At 63.7% G+C, this 17,676-nt stretch carries 15 protein-coding genes and 1 pseudogene; 13 read left to right on the top strand and 3 right to left on the bottom strand.

The genetic code is table 11. The features are described from left to right. Positions 1-135: 135 nt before the first annotated feature. Both ACLRDN_RS19675 and ACLRDN_RS19670 read left to right on the top strand, forming a co-directional pair. A complete protein-coding gene (locus ACLRDN_RS19675; RefSeq protein WP_413457666.1) occupies positions 136-1,719 on the top strand; it encodes a methyl-accepting chemotaxis protein in 1,584 nt (527 codons plus the stop codon). A gap of 306 nt (positions 1,720-2,025) precedes the next feature. Further along, positions 2,026-2,985 carry a DMT family transporter gene (locus tag ACLRDN_RS19670; RefSeq protein WP_413457665.1) on the top strand — a complete coding sequence of 320 codons (960 nt, stop codon included), beginning with the start codon at positions 2,026-2,028 and terminating at the stop codon, positions 2,983-2,985. A gap of 10 nt (positions 2,986-2,995) precedes the next feature. Here ACLRDN_RS19670 and ACLRDN_RS19665 read toward each other — a convergent pair whose 3' ends face one another. Then, positions 2,996-3,901 (bottom strand): LysR family transcriptional regulator, encoded by a 906-nt coding sequence (locus tag ACLRDN_RS19665; protein ID WP_034330560.1) that lies wholly within the window; start codon positions 3,899-3,901, stop codon positions 2,996-2,998. A gap of 205 nt (positions 3,902-4,106) precedes the next feature. Between ACLRDN_RS19665 and nfsB the strand changes: the two genes are divergently transcribed. Further along, positions 4,107-4,760 (top strand): oxygen-insensitive NAD(P)H nitroreductase, encoded by a 654-nt coding sequence (gene nfsB, locus ACLRDN_RS19660; RefSeq protein ID WP_413457664.1) that lies wholly within the window; start codon positions 4,107-4,109, stop codon positions 4,758-4,760. Positions 4,761-4,781: 21 nt separating this feature from the next. Here the strand turns inward: nfsB and ACLRDN_RS19655 are convergent, their stop codons facing one another. Together ACLRDN_RS19655 and ACLRDN_RS19650 are read right to left on the bottom strand one after the other, a co-directional pair. Then, a complete protein-coding gene (locus ACLRDN_RS19655; protein ID WP_413457663.1) occupies positions 4,782-5,594 on the bottom strand; it encodes an IclR family transcriptional regulator C-terminal domain-containing protein in 813 nt (270 codons plus the stop codon). Positions 5,595-5,619: 25 nt separating this feature from the next. After that, a complete protein-coding gene (locus tag ACLRDN_RS19650; protein ID WP_039787035.1) occupies positions 5,620-6,402 on the bottom strand; it encodes an IclR family transcriptional regulator C-terminal domain-containing protein in 783 nt (260 codons plus the stop codon). A gap of 129 nt (positions 6,403-6,531) precedes the next feature. Between ACLRDN_RS19650 and ACLRDN_RS19645 the strand changes: the two genes are divergently transcribed. The 10 genes and pseudogenes from ACLRDN_RS19645 to ACLRDN_RS19600 all read left to right on the top strand — a co-directional run bounded on the left by ACLRDN_RS19645 (position 6,532) and on the right by ACLRDN_RS19600 (position 17,578). Continuing rightward, a complete protein-coding gene (locus tag ACLRDN_RS19645) occupies positions 6,532-7,413 on the top strand; it encodes a 4-hydroxyphenylpyruvate dioxygenase (protein WP_413457662.1) in 882 nt (293 codons plus the stop codon). A gap of 4 nt (positions 7,414-7,417) precedes the next feature. Beyond that, a complete protein-coding gene (locus ACLRDN_RS19640; protein ID WP_413457661.1) occupies positions 7,418-8,263 on the top strand; it encodes a shikimate dehydrogenase family protein in 846 nt (281 codons plus the stop codon). Further along, positions 8,260-9,132 carry a sugar phosphate isomerase/epimerase family protein gene (locus ACLRDN_RS19635; RefSeq protein ID WP_413457660.1) on the top strand — a complete coding sequence of 291 codons (873 nt, stop codon included), beginning with the start codon at positions 8,260-8,262 and terminating at the stop codon, positions 9,130-9,132. The genes ACLRDN_RS19640 and ACLRDN_RS19635 overlap by 4 nt, the downstream gene beginning before the upstream one ends. A gap of 419 nt (positions 9,133-9,551) precedes the next feature. Beyond that, on the top strand, positions 9,552-10,661 hold the full coding sequence (locus ACLRDN_RS19630; RefSeq protein ID WP_413460421.1) for a porin: 1,110 nt from the start codon (positions 9,552-9,554) through the stop codon (positions 10,659-10,661). 89 nt (positions 10,662-10,750) lie between these two features. Further along, positions 10,751-12,148 (top strand): MFS transporter, encoded by a 1,398-nt coding sequence (locus tag ACLRDN_RS19625; RefSeq protein WP_413457659.1) that lies wholly within the window; start codon positions 10,751-10,753, stop codon positions 12,146-12,148. A gap of 241 nt (positions 12,149-12,389) precedes the next feature. Beyond that, complete coding sequence (locus tag ACLRDN_RS19620; RefSeq protein WP_413460420.1) at positions 12,390-13,865, top strand: ATPase domain-containing protein; 1,476 nt, start codon at positions 12,390-12,392, stop codon at positions 13,863-13,865. Between the two features lie 2 nt (positions 13,866-13,867). Next, positions 13,868-14,263 (top strand): response regulator, encoded by a 396-nt coding sequence (locus ACLRDN_RS19615; RefSeq protein ID WP_413457658.1) that lies wholly within the window; start codon positions 13,868-13,870, stop codon positions 14,261-14,263. Positions 14,264-14,513: 250 nt separating this feature from the next. Beyond that, positions 14,514-14,924, top strand: a complete 411-nt coding sequence (locus tag ACLRDN_RS19610; RefSeq protein ID WP_413457657.1) for a response regulator — start codon at positions 14,514-14,516, stop codon at positions 14,922-14,924. 166 nt (positions 14,925-15,090) lie between these two features. Continuing rightward, entirely contained in the window at positions 15,091-15,801 is a 711-nt protein-coding gene (locus tag ACLRDN_RS19605) for a response regulator transcription factor (RefSeq protein WP_413457656.1), read from the top strand. Positions 15,802-16,258: 457 nt separating this feature from the next. After that, a pseudogene (locus tag ACLRDN_RS19600) lies at positions 16,259-17,578 on the top strand (MFS transporter). Positions 17,579-17,676: the final 98 nt, after the last annotated feature.

Raw genomic sequence — 17,676 nt, 5'->3', positions numbered from 1 at the left:
TGTCGTTGACCGTAACCTGCATTGGGGGAGGATCGCCATGCATTGCCTGGCGGCAAGCTGGGGGCCGCGTGGTCGTGTCATTCCCGCCAATGACGTTCCATTCGCCATTTCCACAATGACCACGCCTCCACGCCCATGATGAATCGACTCTCGCTGAAGAAAAAACTCTGGCTACCTTTGGTGTTTTCCTGGATAGCCTTGCTGTTCCTCTCCGTCTGGCACGCCTACCAGACCCGTGATTTGCAGATCGCCGAGCGCCAGCGCGGCCTGGAGGACGTGACCGAAATGGCCTATACCACCGTAGCCGGCTATGCCAAGCTGGAGGCCGACGGCAAGCTCTCCCGCGTGGAAGCCCAGCAGGGCGCCATCGCCCGCGTGCGCGACCAGCGCTATACCGGCGACGGCTACGCCACCCTGGTGGGTGCGGACTCCACCATCGTCATGCATCCCATCAACACCAAGCTCGATGGCCGCAACATGCTCTCCTTCAAGGATGCCAAGGGCAACGAACTCTACAAGATGATCGCCGCCACCGGTGCCTCGCCGGCCGGCAAGGGTTTCCTCGAATACTGGTGGCCGCGCCCCGGCAGCGACAAACCGAGTCCCAAGATGGGCTTCGTCAAACGCTTCAAGCCCTGGAATTGGGACCTGATCTGCAGCGTCTATTCCGATGACATCGAGGCCGACTTCCGCCGCGCCCTGGTGCAGGCCGTGGTGGTGCTGGTGGCCCTGGGCGTGCTGCTGTCCATCATCGCCGGACTGGTCTCGCGCAACATCTTCCGCTCCATCGGCGGCGAACCCGCCGAAGCGGCCGAGATGGCCCGCAAGATTGCCGGCGGCGACCTTACCGGCACCATCCGCACCAGCGGCGGCGACCAGCACAGCCTGGTGGCGGCCGTGGCCTACACGCGTGACCGCCTGGTCGATACCGTGCACGGCATCCAGGGCGCGACCACCTCCATCAAGACCTCGGTCGATGAAATCGCCAACGGCAACATGGATCTGTCCAACCGCACCGAGCAGCAAGCCGGCTCGCTGGAGGAGACCGCCTCCGCCATGGAAGAGCTGACCTCCACCGTCAAGCAGAACGCCGCCAATGCCCAGCACGCCAATGAGCTGGCCTCGGGCGCCGCCAAGGTGGCGATCCAGGGGGGCGAAGTGGTGGGCCAGGTGGTGCAGACCATGGCCTCCATCAATGCCTCCTCGCGCAAGATCGTGGACATCATCAGCGTCATCGACGGCATCGCCTTCCAGACCAATATCCTGGCCCTGAATGCAGCCGTGGAAGCGGCGCGCGCCGGTGAGCAGGGGCGCGGCTTTGCCGTCGTCGCCTCCGAAGTGCGCTCGCTGGCCCAGCGTTCGGCCGCAGCTGCCAAGGAGATCAAGCAACTGATCGATGACTCGGTCGGCAAGGTCGATGCCGGCACCCACCTGGTGCAGCAGGCCGGGCAGACCATGCAGGAAGTGGTGGCCAGCATCCAGGGCGTCTCCACGGTCGTCAGCGAGATCGCCACGGCCAGCCACGAGCAGAGCGCCGGCATCGAACAGGTCGGCGAAGCCATCACCCAGATGGATGAAACCACCCAGCAGAATGCCGCCCTGGTGGAACAGGCCGCCGCCGCCGCGCAGTCGCTGCAGGAGCAGGCCGACAAGCTGGTCAATCTGGTCGGGGTCTTCACCCTGGATCGACCGGGGCAAGGGGGCTTGGCCGTGCGCTGAGGCTGGGCGGCCGCCGGGCCGCTTTTTCTTTCAACTCGACCAAAAGCGGGGCGGTTGCTGCGGGACGGCAGGCCGCCCTTTTAACATGGGGCGGCGCCGGCCCGCAGTGGTGCATGCTGCACCAAATGCGTTATCGCGGATAAATAATTTTCAAAAATGCGATTTGGCAGCAGAAAGTGCTGCCAGGGCCGTTTCCTGCCATCAAATACGGCAGCACTATTGGCCGCCTCTTCTCTACCATGGGAGCCGTTTGGATGCGCTGCAGCATGCCTGCTGCAACGTACCGTTTCCCCTCTGGAGCCCCTGATGTCCACCGCCATTGCCGCACCCGCCCGATCCGCCAGCACCCCTTCCTCCCGGCCGCAGCCGATGAGCCGGCTGTTCCTGGTGTGCGTCGTGGTGGCGATCTGCATCTGGGGCGGCAACTGGCCGGTGATGAAGTTCGGCAGCCAGTTCATCCCGCCGCTGTGGTTTGCGGCCAGCCGCTTCCTGTCGGCGGCCATCCTCAGTTTCATCATCGCCGCAGCCCTGGGCAAGCTGCGCCTGCCCACCCGCCAGGAGTGGCCGGTGGTGGCCGGGGTGGGCGTGCTGCAGATGGGCCTGTTCACGGCGCTGGTGACCGGCGCGCTGCACTTCGTCATGCCGGGCCGCGCCTCGCTGATCGCCTATGCCACCTCGATCTGGGTGGTGCCGGGCGCAGCCCTGGTGTTGAAGCACAAGCTGAGCACGCAGCAATCGCTGGCCACCGTCTGCAGCTATGCGGGCATGGCTGTCATCGTGCTGCCGGCGCTGCTGCATGCGGACATGCACAGCATGATCGGCTACCTGATGCTGGGCGCGGCGTCGCTGTCCTGGGCCATGAACATCCTGCAGATCAAGATGACGCCGGGCGTGAAGCTGGACTTCGACCTGCTGCCCTGGCAGACCCTGGTGGCCGCCGTGCCGCTGTGCGTGCTGGCCTTGCTGGTGGATGGTGCGCCGACCTTCCTGGCCGATCCGCACTCCTGGGGCGTGATCGCCTACACCGGTCCGCTGGCCACTGCGCTGACCTTCCTGATCGTGCTGCAGATGACCCAGCGCCTCTCGCCGGTGACGGTGTCGGTGTGCATGCTGGGGGTGCCGGTGGTGGGACTGACGCTGTCCTCGCTGATCTTCGGCGAGACGCTTTCGGCGGACCTGCTGCTGGGCATGGGCCTGCTGTGCCTGGGCCTGGTGTTGCCGGCGCTGCCTTCGCTGGGTTTGCGTCGCGTGCTCAGCAAGGCTTGATGTTTTCTGACTAGCGATCGGTGAGATAACGCGCGACGCGCTCACCGAGCAATTCGCGCAGGGCACGCACGGTGGGCGAGAGGCTCATGCGATGCGTGCAGACCAGGTTCAGCGGTGACGCCTCGCCCTGGTAATCCTCCATCAGCGCTTCCAGTTTTCCGTTGCGCAGGTCGGCCAGCACGTCCAGCCGCGACTTGTAGGCAATGCCCCGGCCTTCCACGGCCCAGCGGTGTACCAGTTCGCCATCGTCGCAGACGCGGTCGCCGCTGACCTGTACTTGTACCGGCGTACCGTCCTTGAAGAACGTCCATTGCGAATGCAGCATGTCCGACAGCAGATAGCGCAGGCAATTGTGCTGGCGCAGGTCGGCCGGCGTGCGCGGGCGGCCGTGGCGGGCGAGGTAGTCGGGCGAGGCGCACAGCACGCGGCGGTTGTCCGGGGCGAGGGGCAGGGCCACCAGGCTGGAATCTTCCGGCGGGCTGTAGCGGATCGCCACCTCCACCGGCTGGCGGAACATGTCCGCCACGCGGTCGCTGATGCGTACCTGCAGGCTCACTGCCGGATGCTGGGCGAGGAATTCATCGAGCCACTGGCACATCAGGTTGCGCCCGAGATCGGAGGGCACCGACAGCGAAAGGTTGCCGCCGACCACGCGCCGGCCGTGTGCCACGGCATCGCGTCCGGCATTGACTTCGGCCAGCACGTTGCGGGCGTATTGCAGGTAGCGTTCGCCATCGGGCGTCAGGCGCAGGCTGCGGGTGGAGCGCGCCAGCAGGCGTGCGCCAAGTTCGCCTTCGAGGCGTTTCATGGCGGCACTGGCCACGGCCGGGGTGACATCGTGCTGGCGGGCGGCAGCGGAGAGGCTGCCGTTGTCGGCGGCGCAGACGAAGATGGCGAGGTCTTCCAGGCGGATCATGAGCGGGAACAATGAAGATGTCGATCAAAGTCGATATTCTACTTTCAATTTATTTTTGAAAATGTTTCTGCCACGCTCCGCTTTTTTGAAACCGCATCCTGCCCGATGATGTCATTCAAGCCGCAGTCGATCATTGATGCGCATTTCAGAGCATTAAGCAAAATTGAATGCTCAACGCCAACACCATTAAACGCAAGGAACCCCCATGAGCCTGCTCCAAGCCGCCCGCAAACGCCACTCCACCAAGGCCTTCGATCCCAGCCGCAAGGTCCCCGAGAACATCATCGCCGAACTGCGCGAGCTGCTGCGCCTGGCCCCGTCCTCGGTGAATTCGCAGCCTTGGCATTTCGTGGTGGCCTCCAGCGATGCCGCCAAGGCCCGCATCGGCAAGGCTGCCGAAGCCGGTTATCCCTACAACCTGCCCAAGATCCTGAATGCCTCGCATGTGCTGGTGCTGTGCGCCCGCACCGGCATCAGCGAACCGCACCTGGAAGCCCTGCTGGATAAGGAAGAAGCCGACGGCCGTTTCGCCAACGCTGACGCCCGTGCCGGCCAGCGCGGTTCGCGCCTGCTCTACAGCAACCTGCATCGCTATGAGTTGAAGGATGCCCAGCACTGGATGGAAAAGCAGGTCTACCTGGCCCTGGGCACCTTGCTGCTGGGCGCGGCCGAACTGGAAGTGGATGCGGTGCCGATGGAAGGCTTCAATGCCAAGGTGCTCGACGAAGAACTTGGCCTGCGCGAGAAGGGCTTCACCAGCGTCGTGCTGGTCGGCCTGGGCTACAGCGGTGCCGAGGACTTCAACGCCAAGCTGCCGAAGTCGCGCCTGGCGGCCGAGACCATCTTCACCGATCTGTAATCGGCATTACGCACTGGTCCCTCACACCTGATGGATCAGCGCATTGGCTGCCTGCTGCAAAGCGGGCAGCACGCGTGCCAGGGTCTGCTCCCGCGATTCCACCGCCAGCGGGAAGCTCAGGCTGAGCGCACCCACCACCTTGGCATGCCGATTCTTGAGCGGCACCGCAATGCCGCGCACACCCGTCTGCAATTGCTGCTCCACCAGCGCATAACCCTGCTGGCGCGCCTGCGCGATCAATTCGTAGAGGCGATCCGGATCGGTGATGGTGTGCGGTGTGAAAGGCGTCATGGCACAGGTGGCCAGCCACTCGCGCACCTGCTGCTCGGGCAGCGCGCCCAGCATCACGATGCCCGGTGAAGCCAGTTGCGCCGGCACCCGTGCGCCCAGCACGAAGCCGGTGGTCATCACGCGTGAAGTCCCATTGCGTGCGATGAAGACCAGGTCCCAGCCATCGAGCACGCTGGCATAGACGGCCTCGCCGGTCTGCCCGGTGATCTGCTGCAGGTGCGGCTGCAAGATGCGCGGCAGCGGCGCCGAATCGAAATACGACCAGCCCACTTTCAGCACCCTGGGCGTCAGGGCGAAGGTCTTGCCTTCGCTGTGCAGGTAGCCCAGGTGTTCCAGCGTGAGCAGGTAGCGCCGCGCCGCCGTGCGCGAAAGCCCGGTGCGGGCGGCCACTTGCGCCGAGGTCATGCGCTGGTTGTCGTAGTCGAAGGCTTCCAGGATCAGCAAGCCCTTCTCCAGTCCGGCGATCCAGTCGCGCCGGGCCAGGCCGCCTTCGCCGGCCTCGCTGCCATCCTCCGGCGCGTCCATTCTCTCCACATCGCTCATCGCGCATTCCTCTTGTGCAGGGTCTTCATACCCACATCATCAGCGTGTTGGCCGTGGTCTGCAGGGCCGGGACGCCGCGCGCGATGGCGTCCTCGCGCGAGCAGGCGGCGATGTTGGAGGTCACGCTCAGCGCACCGATGACGCGGCCGTTGCGGTTCTTCACCGGGATGGCGATGCCGCGCATGCCCATCTCGAACTGGTTCTCGGTGATGCCGTAACCCTGCTTGCGCATGGTGACGATCTCGGCAAAGAGCGCCGCCTTGTCGGTCATGGCCATGTGGGTGTGCGGGATCAGGGTCACGCGGTCGAGATAGGCGGTGATCTCCGCATCCTCGCGCATGCCCAGCAGCACGCGGCCGGCGGTGGTGGTGTAGGCCGGCAGGCGTGTGCCCGGTTCGAAACCGGCATTGACCAGTTGCGCGGCCGTGACGCGGGTGACATAGACGATCTCGTCGCCATCGAGCAGCGAGAAGTTGGTGGATTCCTGCAACTGCTGCGTCAAGCGCTGCAGGAAGGGCACCACTGCGCGCGGCACGCGGGCCGATTCCAGATAGGACTGGCCCAGGTTCAACAGGCGCGGCATGAGCCAGAACTTCTTGCCATCCGAGGCCGCCATGCCGGTATGCACCAGCGTGAGCAGATAGCGGCGCGCAGCGCTGCGGGTCAGGCCCACGCGCTCGGCCACTTCGCTGGCGGTCAGCTGCGGCGACTCGCTGGTGAAGGCGGTGATGACGTCAAAACCCTTCATCAATCCTTCGATCAGGTCTCGCTTCTGGATGTCCAGTTCTACCGAGTTTTGGTCGATCATCGTAAAAAAATTCCAGAAATGAGTGATTGGCGAACAAGTTGCGCGATTATCGCACGTTTTGCTTCATATCGGCCTTTTTGCAGGGGGTGGCCTTGGCTATACTCGGCTCCGAGACAAATCATCGGGATCATGATGAACACCATAGAAAACAATCCTGTCCCCACCAATCCGCTGGGCATCGACGGCATCGAGTTCATCGAATACGCCACCACCGAGCCGCTGGCTTTGGGGGCCGTGCTGGAGCGCATGGGCTTCGAACAGGTCGGCCGCCATCGCTCGCGCGAAGTGGTGCTCTACACGCAGGGCGAGATGAACGTGATCGTCAACGCCGACGTGTCGGCCTGGTCCGGTTTCGACCATGAGGTGCAGGCCACCAACCTGAGCGCCATCGCGCTGCGGGTGCGCGATGCCAACGAGGCCTATCGCCGCGTCACCGAACTGGGGGCCTGGCCCATTCCCACCCGCGCCGGGGCGATGGAACTGAACATCCCGGGCGTGCATGGCTGCGGCGACTCCATCATCTACTTCGTCGACCGCTATCGCGATTTCTCCATCTACGACGTCGACTTCAAGCCCTCCAGCCAGGAGCGGCGCAAGACCACGGCGCTGTCAGGCATGCATTTCTTCGGCCTGGTGCAGGCCGTTGGACCGGAGCGCACGCGTGAATGGATCGACTTCTATTCCTCATTGATGGGATTTTCGGTACTGCCCGAGGGGCAGTTCTTCGGCATCCTGCCCAAGGGCAACCTGCTGGCCAGCCCCTGCCGCCAGTTCTACATCCAGCTGGTGGAGCCGCCCGAAGGCACCGAAGACATCCACTGGGAAGAAGAGTGGCTGCGCCTCGGCCTGGGCACGCCCGACGTGCTGCAGGCGGTGCGGCAATTGCAGGAGCGCGGCGTGATCTTCGTCGACCGCGCCCCGACCCAGATCAGCGAGCGCGGTGCGCTCACCCAGCTTTACAAGGGCGGCGTCAGTTTCGAACTGGTCCGCAGCCAGAAAGAGAAGAACTGAGACCATGAAGGAAATCACAGGCACCACCCGCATCTTCCCCGTCATCGGCTGGCCGGTGGAACAGGTGAAGGCACCGACCCTCTTCAACGCCTATTTCAAGCGCCACGGGCTGGATGCGCGCGTGATCCCGTTCAAGATCGAGCCGGAGCGCTACTGCGAGGCCGTGCGCATGTTCATGAAGACGGAAAACGTGGGCGGCATCTTCGTCTCCATTCCGCACAAGCCCATGACCCTGGAGGCGGTCGAACAGGCCACCCTGCGCGCCCGGGTAGCCGGTGCCTGCAATGCGGTCTATCGCGATGCCGAGGGCGTGATCTGGGGCGACCTGATCGACGGCGAAGGCTTCATCCGCGCACTGGCGCGTACCGCCGCCGACCGTCCGCTGGTGTGGAACAAGACGCGCGCCCTGGTGGTCGGTACCGGCGGTGTCGGTTGCGCCATCGTCGCCTCGCTGGCGGCGCAGGGCGTGGCCGAGATCAGCGTCTTCGATACCAATCGCGCCGGGGCCGAAGCCTTGCTGGCGCGTGTGGAAGCAGCCTATCCCGCGACCCGCGTGCGTTTCGCGCAGCCCGACGCCAGCGGTGTCGACCTGCTGGTGAACTGCACGCCGCTGGGCATGCACGTGGGCGACCCGATGCCCTTCGCGCTGGAGGGCGTGAGTGCGGAGGCTATCGTCGCCGACTGCGGCATGAAGATCGAGATGAGCCAGTTGCTGGTGCAGGCGCAGGCCAAGGGCTGCCGCATCCAGAAGGGCAAAGAAATGCTCATCGAGCAGGCGCCGCTGTATCTCGAACTGTTCGGCTGGCCGGGCGTGGCCGCGGAAGATTTCCGTCACCTGGAGGCATTGTGAACCTCGACAATTTCGGCATGGATACCATCACCCTGCCGGGTGGGCTGGAATCCAAACTGGCCGCCTCCAAGGCGGCCGGTTTCTCGCAGCTCATGCTGTGGTCCAAGGACCTGGTGGGCTATCCCGGCGGGCTGGAGGCGGCCGTGAAACTGGTGCGCGAGAGCGGCGTACGCGTGACCGGCATCCAGGTCATGCGCGATTACGAAGGCCTGCAGGGCAGTCTGCACGACTACAAGGTGGACGTGGCCCGCAACCTGCTGCAGATCTGCAAGGCGGTCGGTGCGCCGCTGCTGATGGTGTGCTCCTCGACCTCGCAGCACGCCAGCGGCGACACCCGCCACATCGCGCGCGACCTGGCCAAGCTGGCCAACCTGGCGGTGCCGCTGGGTTTCCGCGTGGGCTTCGAGGCCTTGTCGTGGGGACGTCACATCAATCAAACCATGCAAGCCTGGGAAGTGGTGGAGATGGCCGATCACGCCAATCTGGGCGTGGTCATCGATTCCTTCCACCTCCTCGCCAATCGCGGTGCGCTGGAAGACCTGGATGCCATTCCCGGCCGCCGCATCGTGATGGTCCAGTTGTCCGATTTCATGTGGCGCGAGATCCGTACGCCCGAAGAACGGCTGGAGACGGCGCGCCATCTGCGCGTCTTCCCCGGCGAGGGCGAGCATTCGCTGGAGCTTTCCGACATGGTGCGCCGACTGCATCGCGGCGGCTATCGCGGCGACTACAGCTTTGAAGTGTTCAACGACGATTACCTGCAGATGTCCCCGGCCGTGGTGGCCGAACGCGCGCGCCGCTCGGCCAAGTGGGTGACCGACCAGGTGCTGCGGCGCGGCCTGCGGGTGCGCGAAGCGGTGGCCGCGTAAGCGCGCAAAGCGATCCTTAACCTGCAGTCAACAATCAGAAATCAGCATCAGCATCCGCAATCGGTATCAGCAGCACCGCCGGCTCGCCACAACAAAACCATAGCGAGCGGGTTTGACGATGCGTCACCGTACCCCCAAGGTGCGGGCCGCATGATCACAACAGAGGAGACCCCATGACACCGCAGCGCCCTTCATCCTGATCCACCGGCCCCTTCCCTGAACACGCCAGGGTGCAGCGGGTCCATCGTTTCCTCCCGTTCGGAACATGCCGCGCAGCGCGCCGGCAGGGGACGCATTGCGTGTGCCGGGAGTCACGCTCCACCACCATCACCACAACCATAACCACAAACACAACAGAGATCCGAGACATGACACCACGATCCACCCGCCCAACAAGCGCACTGCGCACGCCCGTCGCCATGGGCCTGCTGCTGGCCGCCTCCGCCACGGCCCTGGCGCAGAGCACCAGCAACGTCACCCTCTATGGCACGGTCGACCAGTACCTGGGCTACATGCACAGCAGCAGCGGCAAGAGCCTGTGGGCGCTCAACGATGGCGCCATCCTGCGCAGCCGCATCGGCCTCAAAGGCGTGGAAGACCTGGGCGGCGGCTATGCCGCCACCTTCACGCTGGAAAACGGATTCGCCGGCGACACCGGCGGCCTGGCCGACAGCACGCGCCTGTTCGACCGCCAGTCCTGGGTCGGCATCAAGACCCCGGCCGCAGGGGAATTCCGCGTGGGCCGCCAGAACAGCGTGCCGTTCTTCATCGGCGGTGCCATCGACTACACCGAGCGCACCACTTACGGTTCCATCATCAACACCTTCGGCGTGCCGTCGCGCTTCGACAATGACCTCTCGTGGAAGTCGCCACGCTGGGCCGGTTTCCAGTTCGATATCCACTACGCCATGCCGGAGACCGCAGGCGAGGGACTGGGCCGCCGTGGTGTCTACCAGTTCGGTCTGGATTACACTAACGGCCCGTATCGCGCAGGCTATGCCGGCCTGGTGGCAAAACCCAATGCCGGCGGCCTCTACAGCAATACGGTGCAATACCATAACGTGTATGCCGACTACGACTATGGCCCGGGCAAGATCTACCTGGCCTACGTACGGAGCAACAACACCACCGCCAACGCCAATGGCAACAATGCCGCGACCATCCTCAACAATGTCAGCAATCCCAACAATTTCTTTGCCGGTAACGATCCGAATATCCAGCGTTTCTACAACGTCTACCAGGTCTCGGCGGATTATCGCCTGACCCCGCAGCTGCGCATCGGCGCGCTGTATGGCGTGATGGTCGACACCTCCCACAAGGATGGTGGTGCACAGGGCGGCAACGTGGGCGCCTACTATGACCTCTCCAAGCGGACTACGCTCTATGGATTCGCCAACTATATGAAGAACCAGGCCAATGCCGGCTGGCGCTTCAGCGGCTCGGCCGGACCGGGCAGCAACCTGGCCGGCGCCGACATCAATGGCAAGAGCCTGATCGGGCTGCAGATGGGCATCCTGCATCGATTCTGAGTTCGCCCCCGAGCCAGCCCTTTCTCAATATCGGCAGGCCGTCATCGCGCAAGCATCGATGGCCTGCCCGGCAACACCACGGAGACACCATGCAATCCTCTCATTCCAGCGATCACTCGCAGCAGAGCAAGAAGGCCGCCGCCAGCGGCTGGATCGGCTCGGCGCTCGAATACTATGACTTCTTCATCTATGCCACGGCTGCTTCGCTGATCTTCCCGCAGCTGTTCTTCCCCAAGGGCGATCCGACCACCGCCATCATCGCCTCGCTGGCCACCTATGGCGTGGGCTATGTGGCGCGTCCCATCGGTGCCTTCGTGCTGGGGCACCTGGGCGACACCCACGGCCGCAAGAAGGTGCTGCTGTGGTGCATGTTCCTGATGGGCTTCTCTACCATCGGGGTCGGGCTGTTGCCGACCTATGACCAGGTCGGCCTGTGGGCGCCCGCACTGCTGGTGCTCATGCGCCTGGCGCAGGGCTTTGCCGTGGCCGGTGAAATCTCCGGGGCCAGTTCCATGATCCTGGAGCACTCGCCCTTCGGGCGACGCGGCTACTACTCCAGCTTTACGCTGCAAGGGGTACAGGCCGGGCAGATCCTGGCGGCCGCCGTGTTCCTGCCGCTGGCGCACTACATGCCGGCCGAGCAGTTCAATGTGTGGGGCTGGCGCATTCCCTTCCTGCTGAGCTTCCTGGTCATCATCGCCGGCTGGATCATCCGCCGCACCGTGGATGAGACGCCGCTGTTCAAGGCCACCGACAAGAATGAACTCAAGCGCCGTTCGCCGGTGGTGGAAGCCTTCCGCGACAGTTCGCCCAACATGCTGCGCGTGGTCTGCATGGCGCTCATGAACGTGATCCCGGTGGTGGCCACCATCTTCGGCGCGGCCTATGCGGTGCAGCCGGCCTATGGCATCGGCTTCGCCAAGGATGTCTACCTGTGGATTCCGGTGGTCGGCAATATCGTGGCGGTGCTGGTCATTCCCTATGTGGGCAAGCTGTCGGACCGCATCGGCCGCCGTCCGCCTATCATCGTCGGTTCCTTGCTGGCGGGCCTGTTCGCCTTCGCTTACCTGTACGCGATCAGCATCCGCAACGTGCAGCTGGCGTTCGTGATGTCGATCCTGATGTGGGGGGTGGTCTACCAGGGGTACAACGCGGTCTTCCCCAGCTTCTATCCGGAACTGTTCCCGGCCCGTTCGCGCGTCTCGGCCATGGCCATCGCGCAGAACGTGGGGACCGCCATCACGGCCATGCTGCCGGCACTGTTCACCGCCGTGGCGCCTCCGGGCTCAAACAATATCTGGCTGACCGTGGGCGGCATCGCCTTCGGCATCACCATCGTATCGGCACTGGCAGCGCTGTCCGCCCGCGAGACCTATCGCATCCCGCTGGAAAAACTGGGCGAGCGTGATGCCCAGCCGATGCCGCTCAACGAGTACGAGCGTCTGCGTGCGCAGGCTGATCTGGAAGGGCGTTACGCCAAGTCCTGAGCTGTGCTGGCGGCGTCCAGCCGTCAGACCCCAAACGCTGTTCCTTGAGATCCGGGAACAGCGTTTTTTTTTTCGTCCTTCCCCCCCCGACCGGCAGAACTGACAGGCCGTCAGCATATTTTGCGCGCCGCAGGTGCAACTTTTAGTCTGTATGACAACCTTAGTCATACCGTGGGCAATCGTATAATGACGAAAAACTCATTAAACCTCTGCACAATAAGAACACTTGGCCTTCATCCACATGAGCGATCACCTGCCGTCCAATCCACCTGCCGCCGTTGCGACGCTGCGGCCCAGCCGCATTTCGTTGATCAGCACCGGCATTGCCGGTTTCGATGAGATCCTGGGCGGTGGCCTGCCGGCAGGTAGCCTCTACCTGATCCAGGGCCTGGCTGGCAGCGGCAAGACCACGCTGGCTTCGCAGGTCGGTTTCGCCCAGGCGCGCAGCGGCAACAAGGTGATGCTGCTCACGCTGATCGCCGAATCGCACGCCAAGATGCTCAATCATGTGAGCAATTTTGACTTTTTCGACGAAAGCCTGGTCGGCGACCAGATGCAGATGTTGAGCGGCTACGGCGCGCTGGCCAGCGAAGGACTGCGCGGCCTGCTGCGCCTGATCAGCGCCGAACTGAATCGCCATCGCCCGGCCATGCTGATCATCGACGGTTTCCGTTCGGTGCGCGATTCGGGGCCGTCGGACCTGAACCTGTCCGAATTCATGCATTCCTTGAATGCGCTGGTGTTCACCATGAATTGCACCACCTTGCTGCTCTCGCCGGTCGAAGGCAACATGCCCGAGTCCGAAAACACCCTGGTCGATGGCGTCATCGAACTGAGCCAGCACGAGTCCGGCATGCAGCTGGAGCGCGAGATCAAGGTCTTCAAGCTGCGCGGGGCCAACCACCTGCTGGGCAAGCACGTCTTCGAGATCAACCAGAGCGGGGTCGAGATCTTCCCCCGCTTCGAAGCCACCGCCACCCGCGCCGGCAAGGTGCCGGGTACCTCGGATCGTTATGTCAGCGTCGGTATCCCCTCCTGGGACAAGTGCATCGGCGGCGGCGTGGTCAGCGGTTCGCTCACCTGTCTCTTGGGCAGCCCCGGCGTGGGCAAGACACTCATGGGGTTGCACTTCATCGAACAGGGTTTGAAGGACGGCCAGCAATGCCTGATCCTGGGCTTCTACGAATCCCCCGAACGCCTGCTGGCCAAGGCCCGCAAGGCCGGCATGCAGCTCGATGAACATATTGACAGCGGCGCGCTGCAGGTGATGTGGCAGCTGCCGCTGGAAATGCTGTGCGACGACCTGGCCAAGCGCATGCTGGACAACATCACCCGCCGTGGCGTGACGCGCCTCTTGATCGATGGCGTGGACGGCCTGCGCAGCATCGTGGTGCAGCAGCAGCGCATGCGTCCCTTCCTGGTGGCGCTGACCAATGAACTGCGCGCGCGCGGCGTAACCACCTTCATCACCGAGCAACTGCCGTACTTCCGGGAATCGCGGCCGCAGGTCGATCCCAGTTCCTCGCAACTGTACGAGAACATGATGCTGCTGGAATACGTGGTGAAGGACAACGTCAACCGCCGCCAGATTTCGGTCATGAAACTGCGCGAGAACGGCTATGACGGCGCCAGCCGCCTGATGAACATTTCGGATGCCGGCATCGAGATCGATGGCCTGGTCACCCCACTTGCCGCGCCGGTTGCGGATGGACGTTGAGCATGTCCGGCGTGTCACCCCCACAGCAGGCGGCACTGCCCCTGCTCCTGATCGTCGACGATGAGATCGATATCGTCGACACCTATTCCATGCTGCTGGAGCTGCACGGCTATCGGGTGATGACGGCTTCGCACGGCGCCGATGCCCTGGCCAAGGCGCAGCAGCAATGGCCCGACCTGGTCATCTCGGACTGCATGATGCCGGTGATGAACGGGCTGGAGTTGTGCGCGGCGCTGCGTGCGCTGCCCGGCGGCGCCACGCTGCCCATCATCCTCTGCAGCGGCGCCCCGGAGCGCCATAATCTGTCGCAATCCAGTCACAACCTGTTCCTGCGCAAGCCGGTTTTCTTCGAGCAATTGCTGGCCGATATCGCGCGCCTGCTGCCGCCGCGTTCCTGATTCCTGACGCTTCCTGACATGGCGCCCGGCCAAGCTCAGCCTTGGCCGGGCGCGGCCTTGTGCCGCCTTCCTCTTCGCTGTTGATCGCGTGCGCCCTGTGTTGCGCGCAGAGCGCGCCAGCCTTGCGCCAGCGCAATGTTGTCCAACTTTCAGGAATTTCCTGATATCGCGTTTTGTCGCCAACCATCACCATCAATCACGACAAGTCACCGTGACATCAGGTACGGGATAGAGGGCAGGAGGAGATGTGATGGGAACTACCAATAATGCGCCGACCGTGTTGGTCGTGGAAGATCATGCCGAGTCGCGCGAGATGCTGTGCGGGATATTGCAGCAGGGCGGGCTGCAGGCCAAGGGGGCGGCCGATGGCGTGGATGCCATTGCGCAGATGCAGGAGCACGCCCCCAGCCTGGTGCTGACCGACCTGCGCATGCCGCGCATGGATGGCATGGAGCTGGCGCGCTACATCAAGTCGCATGAACGCTTCTCCCAGATCCCGGTGGTGTTGATCAGCGCCCACCTTCCTGCCGCCAGTGCGCGCATTCCCACGATTGCCGCTTTCCTGCTCAAACCTTGTTCGGTCGACCACCTGCTCGGGACGGTCACCGGCCTCTTGCGCCAACACGCGCAAAGCCAGGCCCAGTGGAGTTTTCAGGTGTAAGGCATCTGCGAGTTTTTATGATTTTATCCGCAGATATTTTCTGTATAACGTTGTGATTATGGAAAGCATTTCCGCGCCTGCAGATGGTTCCGGGGTCACGTCCCGGTGGAGGAGCGGGGGTGCTCCGGCAATCATAAAAACAGGTTTCGTCCGGAACATAAGAGTGATGAAAGTACTTATCGTAGAAAGCGATCTCGACTGGCGTAACACGTTGAGCGCACATGTGGGGGAATTGGGTTACGAAATCTCGGTCTGCTCGGCACTGGGCCAGGCCAGGGATATCCTCAAGAGTCGTCAGCCCGATATCCTGTTATCCGACATCGGCTTGCCAGACGGCAGCCTGCTGCCCGAACTGGCGTCGTTGCGGCAGAACTTCCCGTCCATGGGCATCATCATCCTCACCGCGGCCACGCGCAGCGAGGAGCGGGTGCGCTGCATGAGCGACGGCGCCGATTATTACCTGGTCAAGCCGGTCAAGCTGGAAGAAGTCTCGGCCACGCTGACCGCCCTGGCGCGCCGCATGAAGACCGCGCCGCACCAGAGTTCGCCGCAGTCGGAGAAATGGGCCTTCAACCGCCGCTCGGGACGTCTGTCCGGCAATGGGTCGGTGGCGCTGCAATTCACCGACAAGGAAAGCACCGCCCTGGCCGCGCTGCTGCAGAGCCCCAACTATCCGGTCTCGCACGCGCAACTGTTTGACCTGCTGCGTTCCGGTGGCGAAGAATATGACGCCCATCGCATCGATGCCCTGATCTACCGCGTGCGCCAGAAATTGCGTTCGCTGGAGGAAGCGCCCATGCAAATCCGCAACATCTATGGCGAAGGCTTCCTGATGCTGCGCCGCTCTTCAGCGGTCGACATCGTGCTGGAGTCCTGAAGCGCAGCGGCTGGCCCGGCTCGCCGTGGCGAGCGGGCAGGGTGCTCGCGGCGTTGGATCAATCGTTTCACCTTCTCTTGAAGCTCGCCTTGCAGCAGTGGCTGCCCGGCGGGCTTCTGTGCTTTTGCAGGTCAGGAAACTTCATACCTGCCGCCACCGGCATCGATGCTGCCACCCTGCGTGAAGACAGCAAGAAATGCTGCGTTGCGGAAGCTTTGCCGCTTTTGGGGTATCATTAAGCAAGTTTCGACGCTAAATCGTATTTCTTCGCTTTACGTTTTCCGCTGAATCTGTCCTTCGCAGACATGTCCTGATGTTTCCCGGCATGCCCTCTGCGGCCACCCGACCGAACAAGTTGAAGCAGGCCACCCGGCCCGCTGCGGCATTGCCATGGACCTGCCGGTCCCGGCGCTGCTGGCAGCGGACTGCCGTGCCGCTTTGCCGTTAGTGAACCATCATGACCACTTCCGCTGAATCTGCTGAATTTACCGGGGCTCTGAACGAGTCCCAGCACCGACCGCTCACTTCCTCCGACTACCGCACCCTGGGCCTGTCCGCCCTGGGCGGCACGCTGGAGTTTTACGACTTCGTCATCTACGTGTTCTTCGCGGCGGTGGTCGGCAAGCTGTTCTTCCCGGCCGACATGCCGGAATGGCTGCGCATGCTGCAGACCTTCGGCATCTTCGCCGCCGGTTACCTGGCGCGTCCGGTGGGCGGCATCATCATCGCCCACTACGGCGACGTGATCGGCCGCAAGCGCATGTTCACGCTCTCGATCTTCCTGATGGCCGTGCCCACGCTGGTCATCGGCCTCTTGCCGACCTACGCCAGCATCGGCGTGGCCGCACCCATCCTGCTACTGCTCATGCGCACCCTGCAGGGCGCGGCCATCGGCGGTGAAATGCCCGGCGCCTGGGTCTTCGTGGCCGAACACGTGCCGGCCAACCGCTACAGCTTCGGCGTCGGTTCGCTGACCGCCGGCATCACCGGCGGCATCCTGCTGGGTTCGCTGATGGGCATTTTCATCAACAGCGTCTACGCACCGGCCGAAGTGGCGGGCTACGCCTGGCGCATTCCCTTCATCCTGGGCGGCGTGTTCGGACTGGTGTCGGTCTACCTGCGCCGCTATCTGGAAGAAACCCCGGTTTTCCGCGAACTTGCCGCACGCCGCAAAGAATCCAACGAACTGCCGCTCAAGACCGTGCTGCGCGAACACCGCGCCGCCAGCGTCCTGACCGCCGGCATGACCTGGTGCCTGTCGGGCGCGGTGGTGGTGGTGATCCTGATGACGCCGTCCTACCTGCAGACCGTGCACCACCTGCCGGCCAAGCTGGTGATGCAGGCCAACTGCGCCGGCACCCTGATGCTGACCATCGGCTGCCTGGCCATCGGCTGGCTGTGCGACCGCATCGGTACCCGCGCCAGCATGATCATCGGCTGGGGTGGCCTGGGCCTGTCGACCTGGTGGTTCTACGGCCAGTTGCCGGGTTCGCCCGAGTCGCTGATCTGGGGCTATGCACTGGTGGGCCTGTTCGTGGGCAGCATCTCGCTGACTCCCATCGTCTCCACCCGCGCCTTCCCGCCGGCGGTGCGCTTTACCGGTTTGTCCTTCGCCTACAACATGGCCTATGCCGTCTTCGGCGGACTGACGCCGGTGCTGATCTCGCTGTGGATCAAGGCCGACCCGCAAGGGCCGGCGCTGTAAGTGATCGGCCTGTCCATCCTGGGCGTGCTGCTGGCCTTCGTGCCGATGAGCAGCAAGGGCTACCAGGCCTGATCGCTCCCCTCCTGCAAGGCTGACCAAGGCCCGGTGACCGCAAGGTACCGGGCCTTGGTTTTTGTGCGTCGCCTCGCGTACAATGCCGGCCAACCGGA

It is taken from the genome of Herbaspirillum huttiense (genome assembly GCF_047300815.1).
In the GTDB taxonomy this organism is placed as follows: Bacteria; Pseudomonadota; Gammaproteobacteria; order Burkholderiales; family Burkholderiaceae_D; genus Herbaspirillum; species Herbaspirillum huttiense_A.
The sequence above is the reverse complement of the archived record's forward strand: the minus strand, read 5'-3'. Positions and strand labels throughout refer to the sequence as shown.

Coding starts and splice junctions, on each gene's coding strand:
- ACLRDN_RS19675 (WP_413457666.1), top strand. CDS start 136: ATGATGAATCGACTCTCGCTGAAGAAAAAACTCTGGCTACCTTTGGTG.
- ACLRDN_RS19670 (WP_413457665.1), top strand. CDS start 2,026: ATGTCCACCGCCATTGCCGCACCCGCCCGATCCGCCAGCACCCCTTCC.
- ACLRDN_RS19665 (WP_034330560.1), bottom strand. CDS start 3,901: ATGATCCGCCTGGAAGACCTCGCCATCTTCGTCTGCGCCGCCGACAAC.
- nfsB (WP_413457664.1), top strand. CDS start 4,107: ATGAGCCTGCTCCAAGCCGCCCGCAAACGCCACTCCACCAAGGCCTTC.
- ACLRDN_RS19655 (WP_413457663.1), bottom strand. CDS start 5,594: ATGAGCGATGTGGAGAGAATGGACGCGCCGGAGGATGGCAGCGAGGCC.
- ACLRDN_RS19650 (WP_039787035.1), bottom strand. CDS start 6,402: ATGATCGACCAAAACTCGGTAGAACTGGACATCCAGAAGCGAGACCTG.
- ACLRDN_RS19645 (WP_413457662.1), top strand. CDS start 6,532: ATGATGAACACCATAGAAAACAATCCTGTCCCCACCAATCCGCTGGGC.
- ACLRDN_RS19640 (WP_413457661.1), top strand. CDS start 7,418: ATGAAGGAAATCACAGGCACCACCCGCATCTTCCCCGTCATCGGCTGG.
- ACLRDN_RS19630 (WP_413460421.1), top strand. CDS start 9,552: ATGGGCCTGCTGCTGGCCGCCTCCGCCACGGCCCTGGCGCAGAGCACC.
- ACLRDN_RS19625 (WP_413457659.1), top strand. CDS start 10,751: ATGCAATCCTCTCATTCCAGCGATCACTCGCAGCAGAGCAAGAAGGCC.
- ACLRDN_RS19620 (WP_413460420.1), top strand. CDS start 12,390: ATGAGCGATCACCTGCCGTCCAATCCACCTGCCGCCGTTGCGACGCTG.
- ACLRDN_RS19615 (WP_413457658.1), top strand. CDS start 13,868: ATGTCCGGCGTGTCACCCCCACAGCAGGCGGCACTGCCCCTGCTCCTG.
- ACLRDN_RS19610 (WP_413457657.1), top strand. CDS start 14,514: ATGGGAACTACCAATAATGCGCCGACCGTGTTGGTCGTGGAAGATCAT.
- ACLRDN_RS19605 (WP_413457656.1), top strand. CDS start 15,091: ATGAAAGTACTTATCGTAGAAAGCGATCTCGACTGGCGTAACACGTTG.